Raw genomic sequence first — 19,206 nt, 5'->3', positions numbered from 1 at the left:
GCGTAATGATCTGTTAAGATCTGCACAAACTTCGTAATAACCGGATTATCTCAGTATTCTGGTCACCACCTGTAACAGAGAGCTGCCTTGAAATGACAAATTCCGTAAAACACATCTCGATTGTGATGTCTGTCCTCTTTGCCTTCGTTGCCACTCTGCTGACAACCTCAACAGCCATGGCCCAGAGCGAGGAACCGGCACTTCCGGAGGTCCGCTTTGTGACGACGGAAGGTGCATTCGTGCTTCAGCTGCGGCCCGACGTCGCTCCAAAAACCGTTGAAAACTTTCTGGCCTACGTAAACAGCGGATTTTACGATGGCACCATCTTTCACCGTGTAATTCCCGGCTTCATGGTCCAGGGCGGCGGATTCGATGAGAATCTTGGACGCAAACAAACGAGAGCCCCCATCGTGAATGAAGCAACCAGTACCCTGCCCAACCTCCGAGGCACCATTGCCATGGCCAGGACCAATGCGCCGGATTCAGCCACCAGCCAGTTTTTCGTTAATGTGGTCAATAATGACTTCCTGAACGCCGGAGTGCGGGGCCCGGGTTATGCAGTCTTCGGCAAGGTTACCGAGGGCATGGGCGTGATTGATCGTATCGCCGGGGTTCAGACCGGCTACCAGCGCGGCATGGCCGATGTCCCCGTGAGCCCCGTCATTATCGAGTCCGCCGAAGAAATCACGAAAGACAACTGAGCCCCATGAGCCCCGACCTTCTTCCGCCGGCAATGGAACCGGCGGAACTGATATGGCAAGACGGAGTGCCTGAATCGGCCCGCTTTGGCGATGTCTATTTCAGCCGGGATGACGGCCTGGCCGAGACCCGTTATGTGTTCATCGAGAGAAATGAACTGCCCGGGCGATTTGCAGCACTGAACAGCAACAGCCATTTTGTGATCGCGGAGACCGGTTTCGGCACCGGGCTCAACTTCCTGGCAACCTGGGCAGAGTGGCTGTCGCAACGCCCCGACGGGCAAGACCACGCAATTCTTCACTTCATCTCGGTCGAGCGCTATCCCCTGTCTTTGGCCGATCTGGAAAAGGCCCTGGAAAGCTGGCCAGGGCTGCAACCCCTGGCCCGGGAGTTGATTGAGAACTACCCTCCGCTGATAAAAGGGTCTCACCGCCTGGTGCTTGGCGGCGGCGCTATCAGGCTTACCCTCTATTTTGGCGATGTACTGGACGCCTGGAACGAACTGGAATTCGTGGCAGACGCCTGGTTTCTGGATGGATTTGCGCCGTCACTGAACCCCGACATGTGGCTCGAACAGGCCATTCAGCAGATTCGTGCTCATAGCAAACCGGGCACCACCCTGGCCACTTTTACCTCAGTTGGCAGGGTTCGTCGCGCTCTGGCCGATGAAGGCTTTGACATGCTGAAAGTGCCCGGTTTCGGCCGCAAGCGGGAGATGCTGACCGGCAGATTTCCAGCGGCGGAACAGGTCGTTGCACCCGCCGCCGGAGCGGAGTCCATAGCCATCATTGGTGCCGGCATTGCTGGTGCCGCTCTGGCCCGGAATCTTGCAGAACGGGGCGTTCCGGTGGTGCTTGTCGACCAGGCCAATGGCCCCGGCGCGGGCGCCTCCGGCAATGACCAGGGGGCTCTGTACGTAAAACTCGGTGTCGAGTACAACGACCAGACAGAGCTCGCGGCCACCGCGCTTTCCTTCAGCCAGCGTTTCTACCAGCGATGGCAGGGCGAATTCTGGCATCCCAGCGGTTTGCTGCAGCTTGCAGCCACGGACCAGGAGCAGGATCGCCAAAGGCGATTTCTGGAACGCAACACCTACCCTGAAAACCTGCTGGCGGCCGTGACAGCCGCCGAAGCAAGCCGTATTGCCGGTATGCCTGTACAGTGCGAAGGGCTCTGGTTCCCGAGTTCCGGCTGGCTACAACCGGCCCGTGCGTGCCAAACACTCATCGATCACCCGCACATCCGCACGGTTTTCGACTTTAACGTCGATACGCTGCGGTATGTGGACAATCACTGGGTGATAAAGGCCAGTGACGGAAGATCACTCAGGGCAACAAAGGTTGTGGTTGCCGCCGGCCATGAAAGCGGCTCGCTTGCTCCTGTGCCAGAAGGCCAGTCGCTGCGCCTGAAGCCAATTCGCGGACAGGTCACCCGGTTACCGGCAGACAACTGCCAACTTCCGGACGTGGTCGTCTGCGGCACCAAATACCTGAACCCCGTTTATGAAGGCAATGCCATAACCGGTGCCACATTTGATCTGCGTGACGATAACCCGGAACCAACGCCCGAGGGGCATCAGGAAAACCTGGACCAACTTCGGGAACTGCTGCCCTCCGTAAACATCTCAAAGCACATACAGGCAGAACACCTTGAGGGACGCGTGGCATTCCGCTGCACCACACACGACTATCAGCCGGTGGCTGGTCCTTGCCCCGTCAACGACGAGGCAGTCCAGCCCGGCGTGTTTCTGCTGACGGGTTTCGGCAGCAAAGGCCTGGTGTGGGCTCCCCTGCTGGCTGAATATCTGGCCGACCGGATCTGCGAGCAACCGCCCTGCCTGAATACCCGGCTCGCCCGTCGTGTGGAAACGGGACGTCTTTACCGGAAACAGCTAACCGGATAGTAATAAACTCTTGCTATAGCGAACGGTCAGGCGGCCGATAAACGTTCATAAGGTGGTGGTAAAGGGGAGAATCCCCGGAGAGGTGGAATCATGTCCATTTTCGTCAGTGAACCCGGGCGCCCAATCGGGACCCGGTTACCCGAAGCGTTCCGAAGTCGCCGGGTGGGTGATGTCACCGAGCTGTCGGAGTCTGCGGCCATTTCTGCCGAACATAGCGAGGCTACCGATGCCGAGTTCCAGCAGGCAGTCCACAGCGGTGGCAGCCGCTTTCGCGCACTTCAGGAATATGGTGCCGCTGCCGCCGGCGAACGTCGGGAAGAAAGGGTTTACCTGCCAGTCGCCGACATCAGCTCACCAGCCCAGTTCTCGGTTCCTGCTTCTGCCACCGTCGCAGAGGCATTGGCTACCATGGAAGAACACGGAGTACATCATCTGGTGGTGCTCGCCGATGGCAATGTGGCAGGTCTGATCGACCTGCGCTGGCTCCTTTCCTGGATTCACGAGCACAGTTCAGAGGCTTTGGACCAAAGCCTGATTCACATCGAACTTCCGGCGTTTCTGACCGCCTCTCCGGAAACAGATGCCCATCAACTGGCTCGCCTGATGCTCGCTCACCGGCTGAATGCCGCGCTGGTGATCAATGCTGCCGGCAAACCCGCCGGTGTGGTCACCAGCACAGACTACCTGAAGCTCTATGCCAATGCCGGCCGGCAGGAAGGATCGGTCTGAATCCTCCCTGACCTGCCAGCCTGGGAATTACGGCGCTATCGGTGTCAGTAACTCACCTTCCGGACTGAAGACAAGCACCATTCTCTCGCCGTTTCTGTCCGCCAGCGCCACTACCTCATCGTCGCGATAATTTTCCAGGTCGAGAATTTCCAGACCTTCGAATGCCAGCTGCTTACGCCAGTTCCGGAACGCTGCGTCGGATTCGGATGTGTCCACTCGGGCCAGGATACTCTCTGTGCCAGACACCGGCGCCGCCTGACCTTCAACAAAACTCCCGTTGGTATTGCCCGACACCACGATATCATCGTCGAACCGGACACCGCTGGTCAGGAGTTCATTAGAAAGGTCATCCGCATCATCAACGGTGTACGCGCTCAGAGGTTCGCCTGACGTATTGAATCCAAGAACAAAACCAGCGCGGTTATCCAACGGTGTGCGAATAATCTCATCCTCTGCGTTATCGGTACCGGCGTCCTCTGGCCGGGCTTCACGGAATCGGTAGCTATAGGGTGCATCGCCGACCAGCACAACCCCTGCACCGCCATAAAGACCGTCTCTCAGTGATTCAGAGCTGTCTTCACCCACCTGATACACGGTCGGTGATTCTCCCGTGTTGCCATTGAAGAAATACGGACCAACATTGCCCAGGCCATCAAGCGTCAGTGGCGATGACCCGAACAGCAGCGCCAGCGAGCCTTGTGAGCTACCACCGACCACGATCTCATTACCGGAGGAGCCCACCTGCCGCGCCCAGGCCAGGGTCGGCTCCAGAGCCCCTGCGTTCTCCGCAGTATCAATGCGAGCCAGGAAACTGTCGGTCCCGCCCTGATAGGCACCGGTATTCCAGGCACCTCGGGTTTCACCCCCCACCAACACATAGCCAGTGGTGCCGTTTATGCCGACCCAGCGCACAGAATCGTCGGCCGGGGTGCCAATCCGATAGATTTCATCGGTCCAGCTGGAATCATACTCCCCCGAACCAGCGTCAAAATGGAACAGGGCCGTTACCGCATCAACCCCGCCCACCGGTGTGCCCAGGCCTGCCTCGTCAGAGCTGAAAGCAACGGCAATTTCATAACGATTTACGCGGTTATTGTTTTCAGTGACCGTTCGCACACCCACATCCAGGAATACCTCAGAGGGTTGCAGTGCCACTGCCGGGTCTGTCACCTCAACAGTCTGGAGCTCCGTGCCTGCCTGGTCATAGATGCGTACCTGAACCTGATTGTTCCCCGGAAGGTAGCCAGCAACAAACACCCGGCCCTCATGGCCCAAAGCCACATCCGTTGCCACAAAGCCATCATTCCAGGCCAGCGGTGCGATCAGGCGGTTCAGGTTCACTCTCATAAGTGTTTCGGAAGCGCCCCTGGCATACCCTGCCCGGCCAGCCTGGTAACTGACATCTACGCCGATGGGTGCTGCGTTGTCCTCCAGTTCATCCTGTAGATTGTTATAGGCAAGCGCACGCACACCAAAGATGATTTCATCCTGCTCCAGCGGGAATACCAGCTCTTCTATTTCGTCATAGTCGTCCTGTGCATTCTTCTGAACAATCTCGAAGGTTTCGTCCTCGGCAACGCCGGTCAGTGCACCAATCCTTGCCAGTTTGGCTCTGAATAGGGTTTTACGGTCACCCGTGAGAATGGCTCGATACTCTCGAGTCGTGTCGATATTGATCGTATCCCGGCTGCCGCCATTGACGGTTTCAATGCTGAGTAGCGGCTCATTGTCCTCGATGGAAATGTTGGCCTTTACCTCAACACTGCCGTTGCCCAGGGAGGCAATGCCCTGACGGACCTCGGTCAGTACCATCGTCGCGACTTCTGTTGGCTCGGGAATCAGGTCGTCAACCACTTCAAAGGGAATGTAGCACTCGGTAATACCGGGCTTCAGCGTCACAACACCACTGGTTACCGTATCACCAGTCATGTCGTATTCGATGTACTCGAGAGGATTACCTTCTTTATCAACCGGATGATTCAGTTCCTCACTCAGCGCAATAAGGTCTTCACCGATGATGACTGTACCTGTGTTGGCACGACTGTATCTGCAGTCCTGATGTGCGGGATCAATTTCGTCATTGTCACAGGCGGTTGGGTCAAACTCCGAACGCAGCTCAAAGGCGATTTTGATTTCGGTAACGGAGGGTTGATCCAGATTGACTTTTACATACGCGCGCTTAGTTGGGTAGGTGACTGACTCAGTTCCATCCGGCGCGCCTTCATTATCGAACTTCTGGAGATCATAAGAGTAAGTGCCGGCATCCAACTCAGGCACCGCACACCGCTCTTCCGACTCATCTTCAGACGCCTGACTTTCACCTTCTTTCAGGTTGGCTCCGTCGAGGGTAATTACGTTCCGCTTGACTTCAATATCAAACGGCTGAAAACCCGCCATGCGGCCGTCCGTGGTGACTATCTCGATATTCTCGGTCTGGCCAAGATCAGCTTCACCCCGGTTGCCGCCGGATAGCCCAGGCACACCGCGCATGATAATACCCTGACGGGCCTTATTGCTGGTGTCTTCCAGCGCAAGCCAGGATGGTGCATTGGTCAGGGAGTAATCGAGAATGCTTTCGCCGCCATAGGCGCCCCAGTTGTAGTAATACTCCACCCCCAGATAGGCGGTGGTTGGCGGGGCCCCCAACAAGGTGGGCTGGTCAGGATCTTTCTCGGTTTTGCAGCCGGTCGCTGCCAGGGCAATCAGGGCAACACCAAGGAGGCGGCCCGAGGCGGTTGAGCGGGAGAACAAATCGGCGCGCATGCAAAAATCCGTTTCATGACGTTATTGTTATGGCCGTGCCCGGGTGCCTGGCACCCGGTTTACACACCGTTACAGATCAACGCCATGGTAGCCAATTTGAATCCAGAGCGATCTGCGCGAGTTCTCAGATTCTTTGGCCAGCTGCCCTCAGACCTCCAGACCATGCTCCCGTAGCAGGTTGGCCAGCCCTGCCTCGTCCAACACTGGCACCCCCAGCTGCTCAGCCTTGGCCAGTTTGGAGCCGGCGGCCTCGCCTGCGACAACGCAGGCGGTTTTTTTGGAGACACTACCAGCAACCTTGGCACCGAGCTGCTCAAGCTTTTCCTTGGCCTGATCCCGTGTCATGCCGGAGAGAGTGCCGGTCAATACCCAGGTCTGGCCATTGAGGGGTTGTTCATCCGCCGAAAGCACCTGCTCTTCCTGCCAGGTGACACCTGCCTCTTTCAGAGCCGCCAGTGTTTCCTGGTTGTGGGGCTGATCAAAGAAACTCCGGATATGGCCGGCCACAATCGGCCCGACGTCAGGCACCGTTTGCAGAGTCTCTTCATCCGCTTCGGAAATCGCTTCCAACGTGCCGAAATGGGCCGCCAGCCGCTTTGCAGTTGCCTCACCCACTTCCCGAATACCCAGCGCGTAGAGGAAACGCCAAAGCGCCGGTGCCCGGGAGCGGTCGATGGCGGCAATCAGATTAGCAGCGGATTTGTCGCCCATGCGCTCCAGGCTGGCAATCTGGAATTTCGTCAGGCGATAAAGATCCGCCACGGTGCTGACCATGCCCTCGTCTACCAATACCTCGATCAGCCGGTCCCCAAGCCCCTCAATATCCATGGCCTTCCGGGACGCATAGTGCCGGATCGCTTCTTTGCGTTGAGCCGGGCAATAGAGACCGCCGGAACACCGGGCAACAGCTTCCCCTTCAATCTGGACAATATCTGAGCCACAGACCGGGCAATGCTCTGGCATTTTAACCATCGGCGCCTTGGCTGGGCGCTTTTCCGGCACCACCTTCACCACCTGCGGGATTACATCCCCAGCCCGGCGAATGAACACCGTGTCGCCGATATGAACATCCAGGCGCCGGATCTCGTCCATGTTGTGCAGGGTCGCATTTGATACCGTGACGCCGCCGACAAACACCGGTTTCAGCCGGGCTACCGGTGTTACCGCTCCGGTTCGGCCCACCTGGAATTCCACATCTTCGATAACGGTCAACTCTTCCTGGGCCGGGAACTTATGGGCGATTGCCCATCTTGGGGCACGGGAAACAAACCCCAACTGCTGCTGGAAATCCAGGCGGTTTACCTTGAAAACAATGCCATCGATTTCGTAGGGCAGACTGTCGCGCTTGGCCATCAATTCGTTATAGGCATCCAGGCAGGCTTCCACACCTTCGGCCTTGCGCATTTCCGGATTAATCCGAAAGCCCCAGCCCCGAACAAGCTGCAAGCTGTCCCAATGGGTTTCCGGCAATACCGTTTCATCGGTCACCGCCATGCTGTAGGCGCACAGTTCCAACGGGCGATTGGCGGTTACGGTCGATTTCTTCTGGCGCAGACTTCCGGCAGCAGCGTTGCGGGGATTGACAAAGGTCTTCTCGCCCTGCTCTGCCAGCCGCTCGTTGAGTTTCTCGAAACCGGCACGGGGCATGTAAACCTCACCCCGAACTTCAACAAGATCCGGGTATCCCGAGCCGCGCAGTTTGAGGGGTACCGACGGAATCGTGCGAATATTGGCGGTGATATCCTCGCCGGTATAGCCATCGCCCCGGGTAGCGGCGCGGGTTAAGGTGCCGTTTTCGTAGTGCAGACTGACGGCGAGACCATCAAGTTTGGGCTCACAGACATACTCAATGGCGCCGTCCTCACCCAGCCGGTCACGAACCCGACGATCAAAATCCCGGAGTTCATCCTCACTGAAGGCATTATCCAGCGACAGCATCGGCAGGCGGTGCGTAACTTCTTCGAAACTGGTCTCAGCGCTGCTGCCTACCCGACGGGTGGGTGAATCCTCAGTCGCCAGTTCCGGGTGTTCAGCTTCCAGCTTCTGCAGTTCCCGAAACAACCGATCATACTCGGCATCGGGAATTCTGGGGTCGTCCAGCACGTAGTAGTAGTAATTGTGATCTTCGAGGGTAGCGCGCAGAGAATCCACGCGCTTCCGGATAGTTTCGGGAACGTTAGTCATCGGGTCTGGGGTCCGGACGGGCTATTAGGCTCGCTGGGAGCGCTGCTTGCGTTCAAACTCACGAATGCGCTGGCGACAGTGCTCAATGGTTTGCGGTGTCATCACGCTTCGACGCTCGTCTTTCAGTTCACCACCGAGGTTTCGCACCACACACTGGGCGGTTTCAAGCATAAACTCGAAGGCCTGCAAGGCATTGGTGGGCCCTGGCAGGCTCATGAAGAAACTGATACCGGGGGTGCTAAGCCCGGCCATGTCCTGAGGGCGAAACGTGCCCGGCTCCACGGCGTTGGCCACGCTGAATTGCACAGGCGTGGTGGTGTCCTCAGATTCATGGCGGTGGTAGATGTCCATATCGCCATGCTCCAGGCCGCAGGCCTCAAACAGGCTCTTGAGCTTGCTGCCCTGGAACTGCTCACCGCTGCGAGCCAATACATTGATCACCAGCACTTCCCTGGCCTCGGGGCGATTGGCTCCAGCCAGGGGCTGATTCTTGCGCGGTTTCCCAGGCGTTCGCCGGGCGGTATCTTCCTCAACTTCGGTGGTAGCCACCGGCGGCTCTTCCGCTCTGGGTTCGGCTTTGGCCTTTTCAGGCCGGGTGGGCCTGGTTTTCGGTTTATCCGCTTCTGGTTCCGGAGTGCTGGTTTCCTCGGGATCAAGGGACTCGGGTTCTTCTATTTCCGGTTTCACAACCCTCGGCGGACTCAGGATGCCGTCATCCTCATCGTCGTCCCGGGCGCTCCAGCCGGATTCCGGGGTTACATCGTCTTCTTGATCAGCACTTACGGGCGCGGACATATCGCGCTTCAGATAGCCCCGGTCTTCCAGTGTCGAACGGGAAACCGTGCGGGCGCCGCCATTGGGCAATTCCGGGTTGAAGTCATCATCCAGCGGGGAATCCTTGAGCTCGTCCGCCCCCATACCAGACGAAATGGCCATGGATTCCTTCCGGGCACGCCGCATACGACGCACACCGTCAATCACAATTCCAATAATAACCAGGGTACCTATGGCAATTAACCATTCCCTAAGTGACATAATGCTGCTGTCCTGTTTGCAGTTTGGAACGTTGCTACTCTAAGAAAAGCCCGTAATGAATACAACGCACACCGGGCCCAGATGGCGTTATTGTCATGGTTGGCGAGCATTTCGCCAACCTTTGCGTGCATCAGGCTTCCGCCAGTGCGGCGGCCTCATCCACATCCACAGACACCAGTCGCGAACAGCCTGGCTCATGCATGGTGACCCCCATCAACTGATCCGCCATCTCCATGGCGATCTTGTTATGGGTAATGTAGATGAACTGAACCTGTTTCGACATCTCCTTAACCATATTCGCGTAGCGACCCACGTTGGCGTCGTCCAGCGGCGCGTCCACTTCGTCCAGCATACAGAACGGAGCGGGATTGAGCTGGAAAATCGAGAACACAAGCGCGATGGCCGTCAACGCCTTCTCACCCCCCGACAACAGGTGGATGGTGCTGTTCTTCTTGCCCGGCGGCCTGGCCATAATGGCCACGCCGGTTTCCAGCAGGTCTTCCCCGGTTAACTCAAGATAGGCATTGCCACCACCGAATACTTTCGGGAACAGGGCCTGCAGGCCGCCATTCACCTGATCGAAAGTCTCCTTGAAGCGCTGCCGGGTTTCCCGGTCAATCTTCCGGATGGCATTGTCCAGGGTTTCCAGCGCTTCCATCAGGTCGTTGTGCTGTTCGTCCAGGTAGGTCTTGCGTTCGCTTTGTACCTGATACTCTTCAATGGCCGCGAGGTTAATTGCTCCCAGGCGCTGGATACGGTTACCGATTTTCTCCAGCTCTTCGGCCCAGACCTTTTCTTCAGCATCCTCTGGCAGCTGTTCGAGCACTTCCTGGAGCTTAACGTTGAGTTCCTTGAGCTGCTCAATATGGTTGCCGGACCGAATTTCCAGGGCCTGGGATTCCATCTTCAGTTTTTCCAGCCGAGCTCGGATTTCCTGAACCTGATGTTCGGTTCGGCTCCGCCCCTGTTCACGATCACGAACCTGGCGGTCAATTTCTTCCAGCGCATCCCGGGCGGCACTGAGCTTTTCTTCTTCGGCCAGTCTTCGCTCCAGCAACCCTTCAAGCTGCAGCTGGAGGTCCTCGATCGGCTCCTCGGCACTTTCCCGGGATTCCCGAAGAACATCCAGTCGCTCTTCCAGCCGTTCTTTCTGCATCTGCATCCGGTCGATGGTTTGCTGCAGTCCGTCGCGCTGGCTCTGGAGCGTCTGCAACTGAAGTTGCAACTGATGAGCGTGATCACGATCGTGCCGGGCTTCCTGGCGCAGACGGTCCAGGTTTTCCCGCAGAGAATCCCGTTGCTCCAGCAACTGCTCTTTCTCTTCATCACTGTCCTCGCTGGATGCGAGTGCAATGTCCCACTCTTCACGGGCTTCCTGAAGGTTGGCCTGCTGCTCTTCCAGAGCCAGGTCTACATCTGCAATATCTTCCCTGATGCGGGCCAGCCGGGCGTCAATCTGTTCTGCCCTGGCCTTCAGGCCGCTGGCACGGGATGCCAAAGCACCAAGCTCCCGTTCAATGTCACTGTGGCGTGCCTGGGCCTCGTCCCGTTCGGTTTCCGCACGTTCAGCCTTTTCTTGCAGCTGCTCGAGTTGCTCGGTTGCCTGCTCCAGCCTGGCTTCCGCTTCCGCGAGCTTTGCCTGTAATTCCGCCACTTTTTTCTGCCGCTCAATCACACCAACCTGAGCTGCATCGGAGTCTGGCATCAGTAACCAGTCCCGGGACAGCCAGACACCGTCCCGGGTGATGATGCTTTCGCCAGGCGCCAGACCAGCGCGGTTGGCCATGGCTTCGGGAAGGGTATCGGCAGCGTAAACCGAAGAAAGCAGTTGGCTGATCCCTGCGACACCGCTTACCTTGGCCGCCAGACCGTTGGTTACAGGCGCGGCTTCACCGTCACTGACCACTGCAAAACCTTTGGGTGCCGATTCCAGCGCCGTAGCCAGCTGATCAAACTCCGGCAATGTCAGTCCTTGGGTGAAGCGGCCAATGACCTGCTCTACGGCGAACTCCCAGCCGTCCTCAATCGACAATTTCGCAGCAAGTCGCGGCGCGTCGGTCAGCCCCTGATCGGCCAGCCACGATTGCAGGGCATTGTCGCCGGCACCCATTTGTTCGTCCAGAAGTGCCTGCTGGGACTCCATCGTGGCTTTGAGGCTCTGTACCGTCTGGCGATATTCAGATGAACTCTGTTCGGCTTCGCGCAAAGCCTGTCGGCTCGAATACACCTGATCCTGCAGTTGCTGAATACGCTCCGCGGTTTCTTCCCTTTTCAGTTCCAGGGTTTCCTGTTCTTCCAGAAGCTGCTCGAGCTCCGAGCGATCCAATTGTCCGTCGAGCAGCGCCTGCTCATCCCGCAATTTCTGTTGTCGGGTTTTCAGCTGTTCGATGGCGTCTTCAAGAGAGCGAATTCGGGATTGCGCCAGTTCGGCCTGCCGGCGGGCATCCGATGAACGGGTACTGAACTCATCCCAGCGATGCTGCCAGTCACTCATGGCCTCTTCTGCCTGCTGGAGCTTCTCGGCCGATTCCTCTGAACGTATCGCCAATGCCTCCTGCTCAGGCTCGATCATGTCGAGCTCTTCCCGGAGCGTGGCCAGCTTTTCTTCATCCTGTTCCAGTTCGCGGCCTAATTCGCGCTCGTTGGCCAGGGCCTGATCCAGCTCTGCGGCAGTCTGTCGGCTGCGCTCGCGCTGGTGCTCCAGACTTTGCTCAATACGGGCAATGTCGGCCCCGGCCTCATAGTACCGGGCCTGAGCCCGGTTAAAGTGCTCGGTCCGTTCGTGGTGGTCTTCCCGGAGCGATTCCAGCGAAGTTTCGAGGTTCACCCTTTCGGTCAGGAACTTCTCAAGTTCCAGCTCGGTATCGCGGATTTTTCCGCGCCAGGTCTGAAGATCGTCATCAAGGGCTTTCCAGCGCAACACCGTTAGCTCGGCTTTCTTTTCGCGCTCTTCCTGTTTGTAGGCTTTGTATTTTTCCGCGGCGGCCGCCTGACGTTCCAGGTGCTGCAGTTGACGTCCAAGCTCTTCGCGAAGGTCTGTCAGCCGCTCCAGGTTCTCCTGAGTACGGCGAATACGGTTCTCCGTTTCCCGCCTCCGTTCCTTGTACTTGGAAATGCCCGCAGCTTCCTCGATGTATACCCGCAATTCTTCGGGCTTCGCCTCAATCAGCCGGGAAATCATGCCCTGCTCGATAATGGCGTAACTGCGCGGCCCGAGACCGGTTCCAAGGAACAGATCGGTAATGTCACGACGACGGCATTTGGAGCCATTCAGGAAATACTCGGATTGCCCTTCCCGGGATACCCGGCGTTTTACCGAAATCTCGTTGAACTTCACAAACTCGCCGGGCGCCGATCCGTCACTGTTGTCAAAAACAAGTTCAATCGACGCCTGTCCCACCGGCTTGCGGGCACTGGAACCGTTGAAGATAACGTCGGTCATCGATTCGCCACGCAGGTACTTCGCGGAACTTTCACCCATTACCCAGCGAACGGCATCGATAATATTGGACTTGCCACAGCCGTTAGGGCCCACCACCGCGGTCATGTTGGAGGGGAAAGGCACCGTAGTGGGATCAACGAAGGATTTGAATCCCGCGAGCTTGATGGACTTCAGCCGCATATCAGGCGGTCTCCTCCGTGAGAATACTCAGAACCTGGTGGCGCTGATGCTCGCCAAAGTCCTGAATAACCCGTTGCAGACGCTCGGAATCGCCCTCAACGGCAGCATCGGCCAGACGACGGAAGAAGGTACCGGTTTCTGCGATCTCACTCCGGAAATGATCCAGCGCCACGTAATAGGTCCGGCTGATGGCGGGACGGAAGTTTTCGAGGGTTTCCTCAAGAAAGGGATTGTCAACCAGACGGTAGGCATACTGCATGACCCCGAACCCCGCTTCAATGACCCGCTCTGCGGCATCGGGCGCATTCGAGTTCAGGGCATCAATAACCGCCTGCATTTCATTAACCTGCCCCATCACGCCGCCGAGCTGTTCACCTGGCCAACGCTCCAGCACCTTGCGAGCCAACATGCACAGCAGATCGATGTAAATATCGTAAAGGGCATTCACCGAGTCTATCGTCAGCTCCGACACCACCGCCCCGCGCCGGGGATAGATCTCAACCAGATGACGCCGCTCCAGAATCAGCAGAGCCTCACGCACGGAGCCGCGGCTGACATTCAGATCGCCGGCGACCTTGAGCTCCTGAATTCGCTCTCCCGGCTTGAGATCGCGAACAACAATGCGCTGCCCCAGATGTTGGGCAATCTGTTCGGATAGGCTTTCCGGTGCCTGAAATCTCATAAATCGACAGCTCGCTTGGTACATTCAAGCGCAGGAGTTTATCACAGGCTTTTGGCAGCCCCACCCCTTTGTCCGACATTTCGATTGCACGTCTTCAGAACCGGCAACCCGCTGCCGGAATTTTGACAACCAGGCAAATATTATCTGCCAGTTTATGGAATCGACTTTAACAGGAGGCACTTTTCTATTGTTTTTATTGGGTTTTTATCTTATGGCATTTTTTCTGCTTGTTGGTACAGCAAATCACTTTGTCACCAGCAGAGCGTCCTACTGTGAAAAACCTGACATCGATCCGGCCAAACACTTCCCGCCCCGCGCGGCTTGCCGCTTTGAAGCAGTCGTTCCAGGACTGGAACAACACCTCCGATGTCATGGCCCGGCTGGCCAGACGCCTGAGCACCACTCTCTCCCTCGAGGCGCAATTGTCGATTCTGGCGGAGGAGATGACAGACATGGTGCCTTTCGACTCACTCAATTACAGGCACCGCATCGCCCGTCAGGACTTCGTTTTTTCCACTGGCATGGGTGGCCCCCATCGCTGCGAGTACCGTCTCTCTCTGGAAGGTCACCAGTATGGCACTCTGACGTTACACCGTCGCCAGCGATTCAGCGAAGAGGAACTGACGGGTATCGAGATGATGCTCTCCGGTGCGATCTGCCATATTCGCAATGCCTGCCAGTTCATTGCCATCGAACAGACCGCACTGACGGATTCCCTGACAGGCATTGGCAACAAACGGGCACTGGATGAGGCGCTCCAGCGCGCCAGCGCCATGGCGGACAGACACGGCGCCCCCTGGAGCCTGATCCTGTGCGATCTGGATCACTTCAAACTGATTAACGACAACCACGGCCACGTGGTTGGCGACCACATTCTCGCTCGCACCGCAGAAAAGCTTGAGCAGGCCCTGCGTAATTCCGACACGGTCTATCGCTTTGGTGGCGAGGAGTTTGCCATTCTCCTGCCTCATACCAACGAGCAGGAAGCCCGTGACGTAGCAGATCGAATTCGGGCTGCCATTGAAAGCATTCGAGTGGACGGCGGTGAAACACCTCTGACGGTTACCGCCAGTTGCGGTGTGGCGATGCACCTGACGGATGAACAGCCCGAGCAATGGCTTGCCCGGGCCGACGAAGCACTCTACCGGGCCAAGGCGGCCGGCAGAAACTGCACACGTGTATTCGCAAGTATTTCCTGAAGAGAAGCCTCAGCGAGCGGGCTTTCTGCCCTTGCCTGCAGACGGCTTCCCGCGGGAATCAGACCGTTTTTTTGGCGGCGCACCATCGGCGACTTGCCAGCTTCCACCTTTACGCGTCCGTTGCAGTGATTTACCAGGACTCTTGCGGCGCTTGCGATCATGGGCAGCCTGCTCTCCCGGAGTTTTCTGGGGTACAGCAACGCTGCCGAGCCCCACGGCACGGCTCAGCGCATCAACACCCTTCTGATCCAGCTCTTCCCAACGGCCCATGGTCAACCGGCTGGGCAGGAAGATCGGTCCATACCGTACCCGCTTGAGACGGCTCACCCGAACGCCCTGAGATTCCCAAAGGCGACGCACCTCCCGGTTGCGACCTTCCAGCAAGGTTACGTGGAACCACTGGTTCATACCTTTGCCACCCGCCGGGCTGATATCGGTAAACTTGGCCATGCCGTCTTCAAGCAGCACACCTTCCTTCAGGCGCTCAATCATGGCGTCATCCACTTCACCGAATACCCGAACCGCGTATTCCCGGTCAATCTGACTGGAGGGATGCATCAAGCGATTCGCCAACTCACCGTCGGTGGTAAACAACACCAGACCGGTAGTGTTGATATCCAGACGCCCAATGGAGATCCAGCGCTGGTCCTTGAGCCGCGGCAGGCGGTCAAACACCGTGGGCCGCCCTTCCGGGTCTTTCCGGCTGGTTACTTCGCCCTCTGGCTTGTTGTAAATCAGCACCCGACGCACAACTTCGGCAGCTGAACTCACGTCCAGCAGCTTGCCATCAAGCTCAAAACGATCAGAAGTGGAAGCCTTCTGGCCAGGCTGAACCGGAACACCATTGACCAGCAGTCGACCGGCCTCTATCCAGCCTTCCACTTCCCGCCGGGAGCCAACGCCGGCGCGAGCAAGCAGCTTCTGCACCCGCTCCGGACCTGCACTTAGAGACTGATCGCTACGGGCTGTTTTGTTTTCGGGGCCTTTTGCCGCCATAAGGGTAAATATCCTTGATATACGGGGCTGAAACCTGGGTTTCAGTGAAGTGTCTGATCCGGTTCAGGCGCCTGGGACTCCGCGTCGGAGTCCGGACTGGCACCGGAACCATCAGGAGAGTCGAATTTGATCTCTCCCTGCATGTTCTGCTCTATTTCCCGACCGATCTCCTCAAGGTCACGTACCTCAGAAAGCGGAGGCAGTTCATCCAGCCCGGTCAGGTTGAAATAATCGAGGAACTGGCGTGTGGTGGCATACATGGCAGGCCGCCCAGGGACATCCCGATGACCGACCACGCGCACCCACTCTCGCTCAAGCAGTGTTCGAATGATATTGCTGCTTACCGTAACCCCACGAATATCCTCGATCTCGCCACGGGTGATGGGTTGACGATAGGCAATCAGGGCCAGAGTTTCCAGAAGCGCCCGGGAATAACGCTGGGGCTTTTCCTCATACAGTCGACCAACCCATGGCGCAAACTCTTCCCTGACCTGCAATCGGTACCCGCTGGCAACCTTGCGAAGCTCAAAGCCGCGGCCTTCGCAGGATTGCTCCAGCATCATCAGCGCATGCTCCATCACCTGCCTGGCCGGGCGCTCATCTTCGCCAAACAGCTCGCGCAGCTGCTCCATAGACAACGGCTTGCCGGCCGCCAACAGTGCCGCCTCAGCAATAGCCTGAATACGGGCCAGATGTTCTTCGTTCATAGTGTCACTCGATCCTTCAGCTTGCCGCCCGCGCCCTGACATGGATGGGGCCGAGCACTTCCGCCTGAACGATTTCAATCAGCTGTTCTTTCACCAGTTCCAGTGTGGCAAGAAAGGTCACCACCACGCCAAGCCGGCCCTCTTCAAGGGTAAACAGGCTCTCGAATGTTACGAACCGGTCGCCCTGCAGCACAGAGAGAATGTGGGACATCCGCTCCCTTGTCGATAACCGCTCTTTCTCGACATGGTGGCTGGTAAACAGATCCGCCCTCTGCAAAACACCCTGCAACGCCAGTAACAGCTCCTTCATATCAACGTCCGGATGGGGTTGCGATGACGGAAGCTTGGGTAAAGCAGCGGAAGCCGGATAGGTATCCCGTTCCATGCGCGGGATTTCATCGATATCCTCCGCAGCCTTCTTGAAGCGTTCGTACTGCTGCAGCCGGCGAATCAGCTCTGCCCGAGGATCAATATCGTCTTCATCGTCACTCTCCTGGCGGGGTAGCAACATACGGGATTTAATCTCCGCCAGGGTCGCAGCCATCACCAGGTACTCGGCTGCCAGCTCGAACCGCATCGCTTCCACCGCACCAATGTAATCCATGTACTGGCGTGTGATTTCACTGACATCAATATCGAGGATATTCATGTTCTGGCGGCGAATGAGGTAGAGCAGCAAATCCAGCGGCCCCTCAAAGGCCTCCAGAAAAACCGCGAGGGCATCCGGTGGGATATAAAGATCCTTGGGGATATCCACCAGGGGTTTGCCGGATACGAGCGCCAGCGGCACCTGTTCCGGTGTCGTTGCCTGCGCTTCTTCCGGCTCCCTGGTGTCTTCGGTCATGCCTTTGCCAGCCTTTGACGTTATTGGCGGTCAGGAATCAGCGGTAGCTGAGCCCCATCGCTGCACGGACTTCTTCCAGGGTATCACGTGCGGCATCGCGCGCATGCTCTCGCCCTTCCTGCAGAATGGAATGCACCAGATCCGGATTGCTCTCGTATTCCCGGGCACGCTCATGCAACGGCTTCTGTTCCTCGATGATGGCATCGATCAGCGGCTTTTTGCAGTCCAGGCAGCCAATACCGGCGCTGCGGCAGCCTTCCTGTACCCACTGGCAGGTCTGCTCGTCCGAGTAGACTTTGTGCATACCCCAAACCGGGCACTTCTCCGGCTCGCCCGGGTCTGTCCGTCGCACCCGCTGCGGGTCGGTTTGCATGGTCCGGATCTTTTGCGCAACACTGTCCGGATCTTCACGCAAGCCAATGTAATTGTTGTAGGACTTGGACATCTTCTGTCCGTCCAGCCCCGGCATCTTGGATTCCGGCGTCAGCAACGGCTGCGGCTCCGGCAGTATCACCTTGCCTCCGCCTTCAATGAAACCGTATAACCGCTCGCGGTCACCCAGCGAAATGTTCTGCTGTTCTTTCAGCAGGGCCCGTGCGGTCTCAAGCGCCTCAAAATCGCCTTCTTCCTGATACCGTTTTTTCAGGTTGCGATAGAGTTTCGCGTTCTTTTTGCCCATCTTGACGATAGCGGCCTCGGCCTGCTCTTCAAAACCGGGCTCGCGACCATAGATGTGGTTAAACCGGCGGGCGATTTCACGGGTAATCTCAACGTGGGATACCTGATCAGCACCAACCGGCACCTTGCCGGCACGATACATCAGGATATCCGCAGTCTGGAGCAACGGGTAACCGAGGAAGCCGTAGGTGGCCAGATCCTTTTCCCGCAGCTTTTCCTGCTGATCCTTGTAGGTGGGAATGCGTTCCAGCCAGCCCAGGGGCGTGATCATAGACAACAACAGGTGCAGCTCGGCGTGTTCCGGAACCTGGGACTGGATAAACATGGTGGACGAGCCCGGATTAACTCCGGCCGCCAGCCAGTCGATGACCATATCCCATACGCTTTGCTCAATGCCTGAGGGATCATCGTATTGCGTGGTCAGGGCGTGCCAGTCCGCCACAAAGAAGAAGCACTCATACTCGTGCTGGAGCTTGACCCAGTTTTTCAGCACACCATGGTAGTGGCCGAGGTGCAGCTTGCCGGTCGGACGCATGCCGGACAACACTCTTTGCTGGGAATCGACAGAACTCAAAGCACGAACTCCTTCTTTCTGTTTATAGAGCGCCGGAGATCAGCGCCTAAACCGGCCGCTGAAATCAGGCTGACCGGGCATTATAGTCTTTACACTCGCCGGCGTTAAGCAATGCGGCACAAAACCGGAGCCCTATAACGCAAAACCCCCGGAATTCTCGCGAATCCGGGGGTTTTGGTGAAGCTCAGGGCTGCTTTACCAGCCAGTCACTTCCTTCAGGGCCTTGCCGATTTCGGCCAGGCTGCGCACGGTTTTAACACCGGCGTCTTCCAGGGCGGCAAACTTCTCGTCCGCCGTACCCTTACCACCAGAGATGATGGCGCCAGCATGGCCCATACGCTTGCCCGGAGGTGCAGTGACACCGGCAATGTAGGAAACCACCGGCTTGGTGACGTTCTCTTTGATGAACGCAGCCGCTTCTTCCTCAGCGGTACCACCGATCTCACCAATCATGACGATGGCTTCGGTTTCCGGATCTTCCTGCAGCAGCTTCAGAATGTCGATGAAGTTGGAGCCAGGAATCGGGTCGCCACCGATACCGATACAGGTGGACTGACCGTAGCCGAAGTCCGTGGTCTGCTTGACCGCTTC

General features: G+C 57.5%; 14 protein-coding genes. 4 read left to right on the top strand and 10 right to left on the bottom strand.

Annotation, left to right across the window (positions count from 1 at the left end):
- The first annotated feature begins 92 nt into the window (after positions 1-92).
- The 3 genes from B3Y70_RS10805 to B3Y70_RS10795 all read left to right on the top strand — a co-directional run bounded on the left by B3Y70_RS10805 (position 93) and on the right by B3Y70_RS10795 (position 3,331).
- On the top strand, positions 93-701 hold the full coding sequence (locus B3Y70_RS10805; protein ID WP_288589777.1) for a peptidylprolyl isomerase: 609 nt from the start codon (positions 93-95) through the stop codon (positions 699-701).
- 5 nt (positions 702-706) lie between these two features.
- Positions 707-2,602 carry a bifunctional tRNA (5-methylaminomethyl-2-thiouridine)(34)-methyltransferase MnmD/FAD-dependent 5-carboxymethylaminomethyl-2-thiouridine(34) oxidoreductase MnmC gene (gene mnmC / locus B3Y70_RS10800; protein WP_286896386.1) on the top strand — a complete coding sequence of 632 codons (1,896 nt, stop codon included), beginning with the start codon at positions 707-709 and terminating at the stop codon, positions 2,600-2,602.
- A gap of 90 nt (positions 2,603-2,692) precedes the next feature.
- Entirely contained in the window at positions 2,693-3,331 is a 639-nt protein-coding gene (locus tag B3Y70_RS10795; RefSeq protein ID WP_286896384.1) for a CBS domain-containing protein, read from the top strand.
- A gap of 27 nt (positions 3,332-3,358) precedes the next feature.
- Here B3Y70_RS10795 and B3Y70_RS10790 read toward each other — a convergent pair whose 3' ends face one another.
- The 5 genes from B3Y70_RS10790 to B3Y70_RS10770 form a co-directional block, all read right to left on the bottom strand.
- Positions 3,359-6,094 (bottom strand): hypothetical protein, encoded by a 2,736-nt coding sequence (locus B3Y70_RS10790; protein ID WP_286896381.1) that lies wholly within the window; start codon positions 6,092-6,094, stop codon positions 3,359-3,361.
- Between the two features lie 147 nt (positions 6,095-6,241).
- A complete protein-coding gene (gene ligA, locus B3Y70_RS10785; protein WP_288589776.1) occupies positions 6,242-8,278 on the bottom strand; it encodes an NAD-dependent DNA ligase LigA in 2,037 nt (678 codons plus the stop codon).
- Between the two features lie 24 nt (positions 8,279-8,302).
- Positions 8,303-9,313, bottom strand: a complete 1,011-nt coding sequence (gene zipA, locus B3Y70_RS10780) for a cell division protein ZipA (protein WP_286896377.1) — start codon at positions 9,311-9,313, stop codon at positions 8,303-8,305.
- Positions 9,314-9,443: 130 nt separating this feature from the next.
- On the bottom strand, positions 9,444-12,935 hold the full coding sequence (gene smc, locus B3Y70_RS10775) for a chromosome segregation protein SMC (RefSeq protein WP_286896375.1): 3,492 nt from the start codon (positions 12,933-12,935) through the stop codon (positions 9,444-9,446).
- A gap of 1 nt (position 12,936) precedes the next feature.
- Positions 12,937-13,617, bottom strand: coding sequence for a GntR family transcriptional regulator (locus B3Y70_RS10770; RefSeq protein WP_022992464.1), 681 nt, complete (start codon positions 13,615-13,617; stop codon positions 12,937-12,939).
- A 272-nt stretch (positions 13,618-13,889) separates the two neighbouring features.
- Here B3Y70_RS10770 and B3Y70_RS10765 point away from each other — a divergent pair, with 272 nt between their 5' ends.
- Positions 13,890-14,816, top strand: coding sequence for a GGDEF domain-containing protein (locus B3Y70_RS10765; RefSeq protein ID WP_022992465.1), 927 nt, complete (start codon positions 13,890-13,892; stop codon positions 14,814-14,816).
- Between the two features lie 9 nt (positions 14,817-14,825).
- On the opposite strand, the gene rluB is transcribed toward B3Y70_RS10765, so the two are convergent.
- The 5 genes from rluB to B3Y70_RS10740 all read right to left on the bottom strand — a co-directional run.
- Positions 14,826-15,812, bottom strand: coding sequence for a 23S rRNA pseudouridine(2605) synthase RluB (gene rluB / locus B3Y70_RS10760; protein WP_022992466.1), 987 nt, complete (start codon positions 15,810-15,812; stop codon positions 14,826-14,828).
- 41 nt (positions 15,813-15,853) lie between these two features.
- A complete protein-coding gene (gene scpB / locus B3Y70_RS10755; RefSeq protein WP_199453150.1) occupies positions 15,854-16,519 on the bottom strand; it encodes an SMC-Scp complex subunit ScpB in 666 nt (221 codons plus the stop codon).
- A gap of 16 nt (positions 16,520-16,535) precedes the next feature.
- On the bottom strand, positions 16,536-17,363 hold the full coding sequence (locus B3Y70_RS10750) for a segregation and condensation protein A (protein WP_011784668.1): 828 nt from the start codon (positions 17,361-17,363) through the stop codon (positions 16,536-16,538).
- A 37-nt stretch (positions 17,364-17,400) separates the two neighbouring features.
- Positions 17,401-18,615, bottom strand: a complete 1,215-nt coding sequence (locus B3Y70_RS10745) for a tryptophan--tRNA ligase (RefSeq protein ID WP_011784667.1) — start codon at positions 18,613-18,615, stop codon at positions 17,401-17,403.
- Between the two features lie 195 nt (positions 18,616-18,810).
- Positions 18,811-19,206 (bottom strand): succinate--CoA ligase subunit alpha (locus B3Y70_RS10740; protein ID WP_414674115.1); only part of this gene is annotated, 396 nt, incomplete at its 5' end.

It is taken from the genome of Marinobacter sp. UBA5687, assembly GCF_002420325.1.
GTDB classification, from domain to species: Bacteria; Pseudomonadota; Gammaproteobacteria; order Pseudomonadales; family Oleiphilaceae; genus Marinobacter; species Marinobacter nauticus.
The sequence above is the reverse complement of the archived record's forward strand: the minus strand, read 5'-3'. Positions and strand labels throughout refer to the sequence as shown.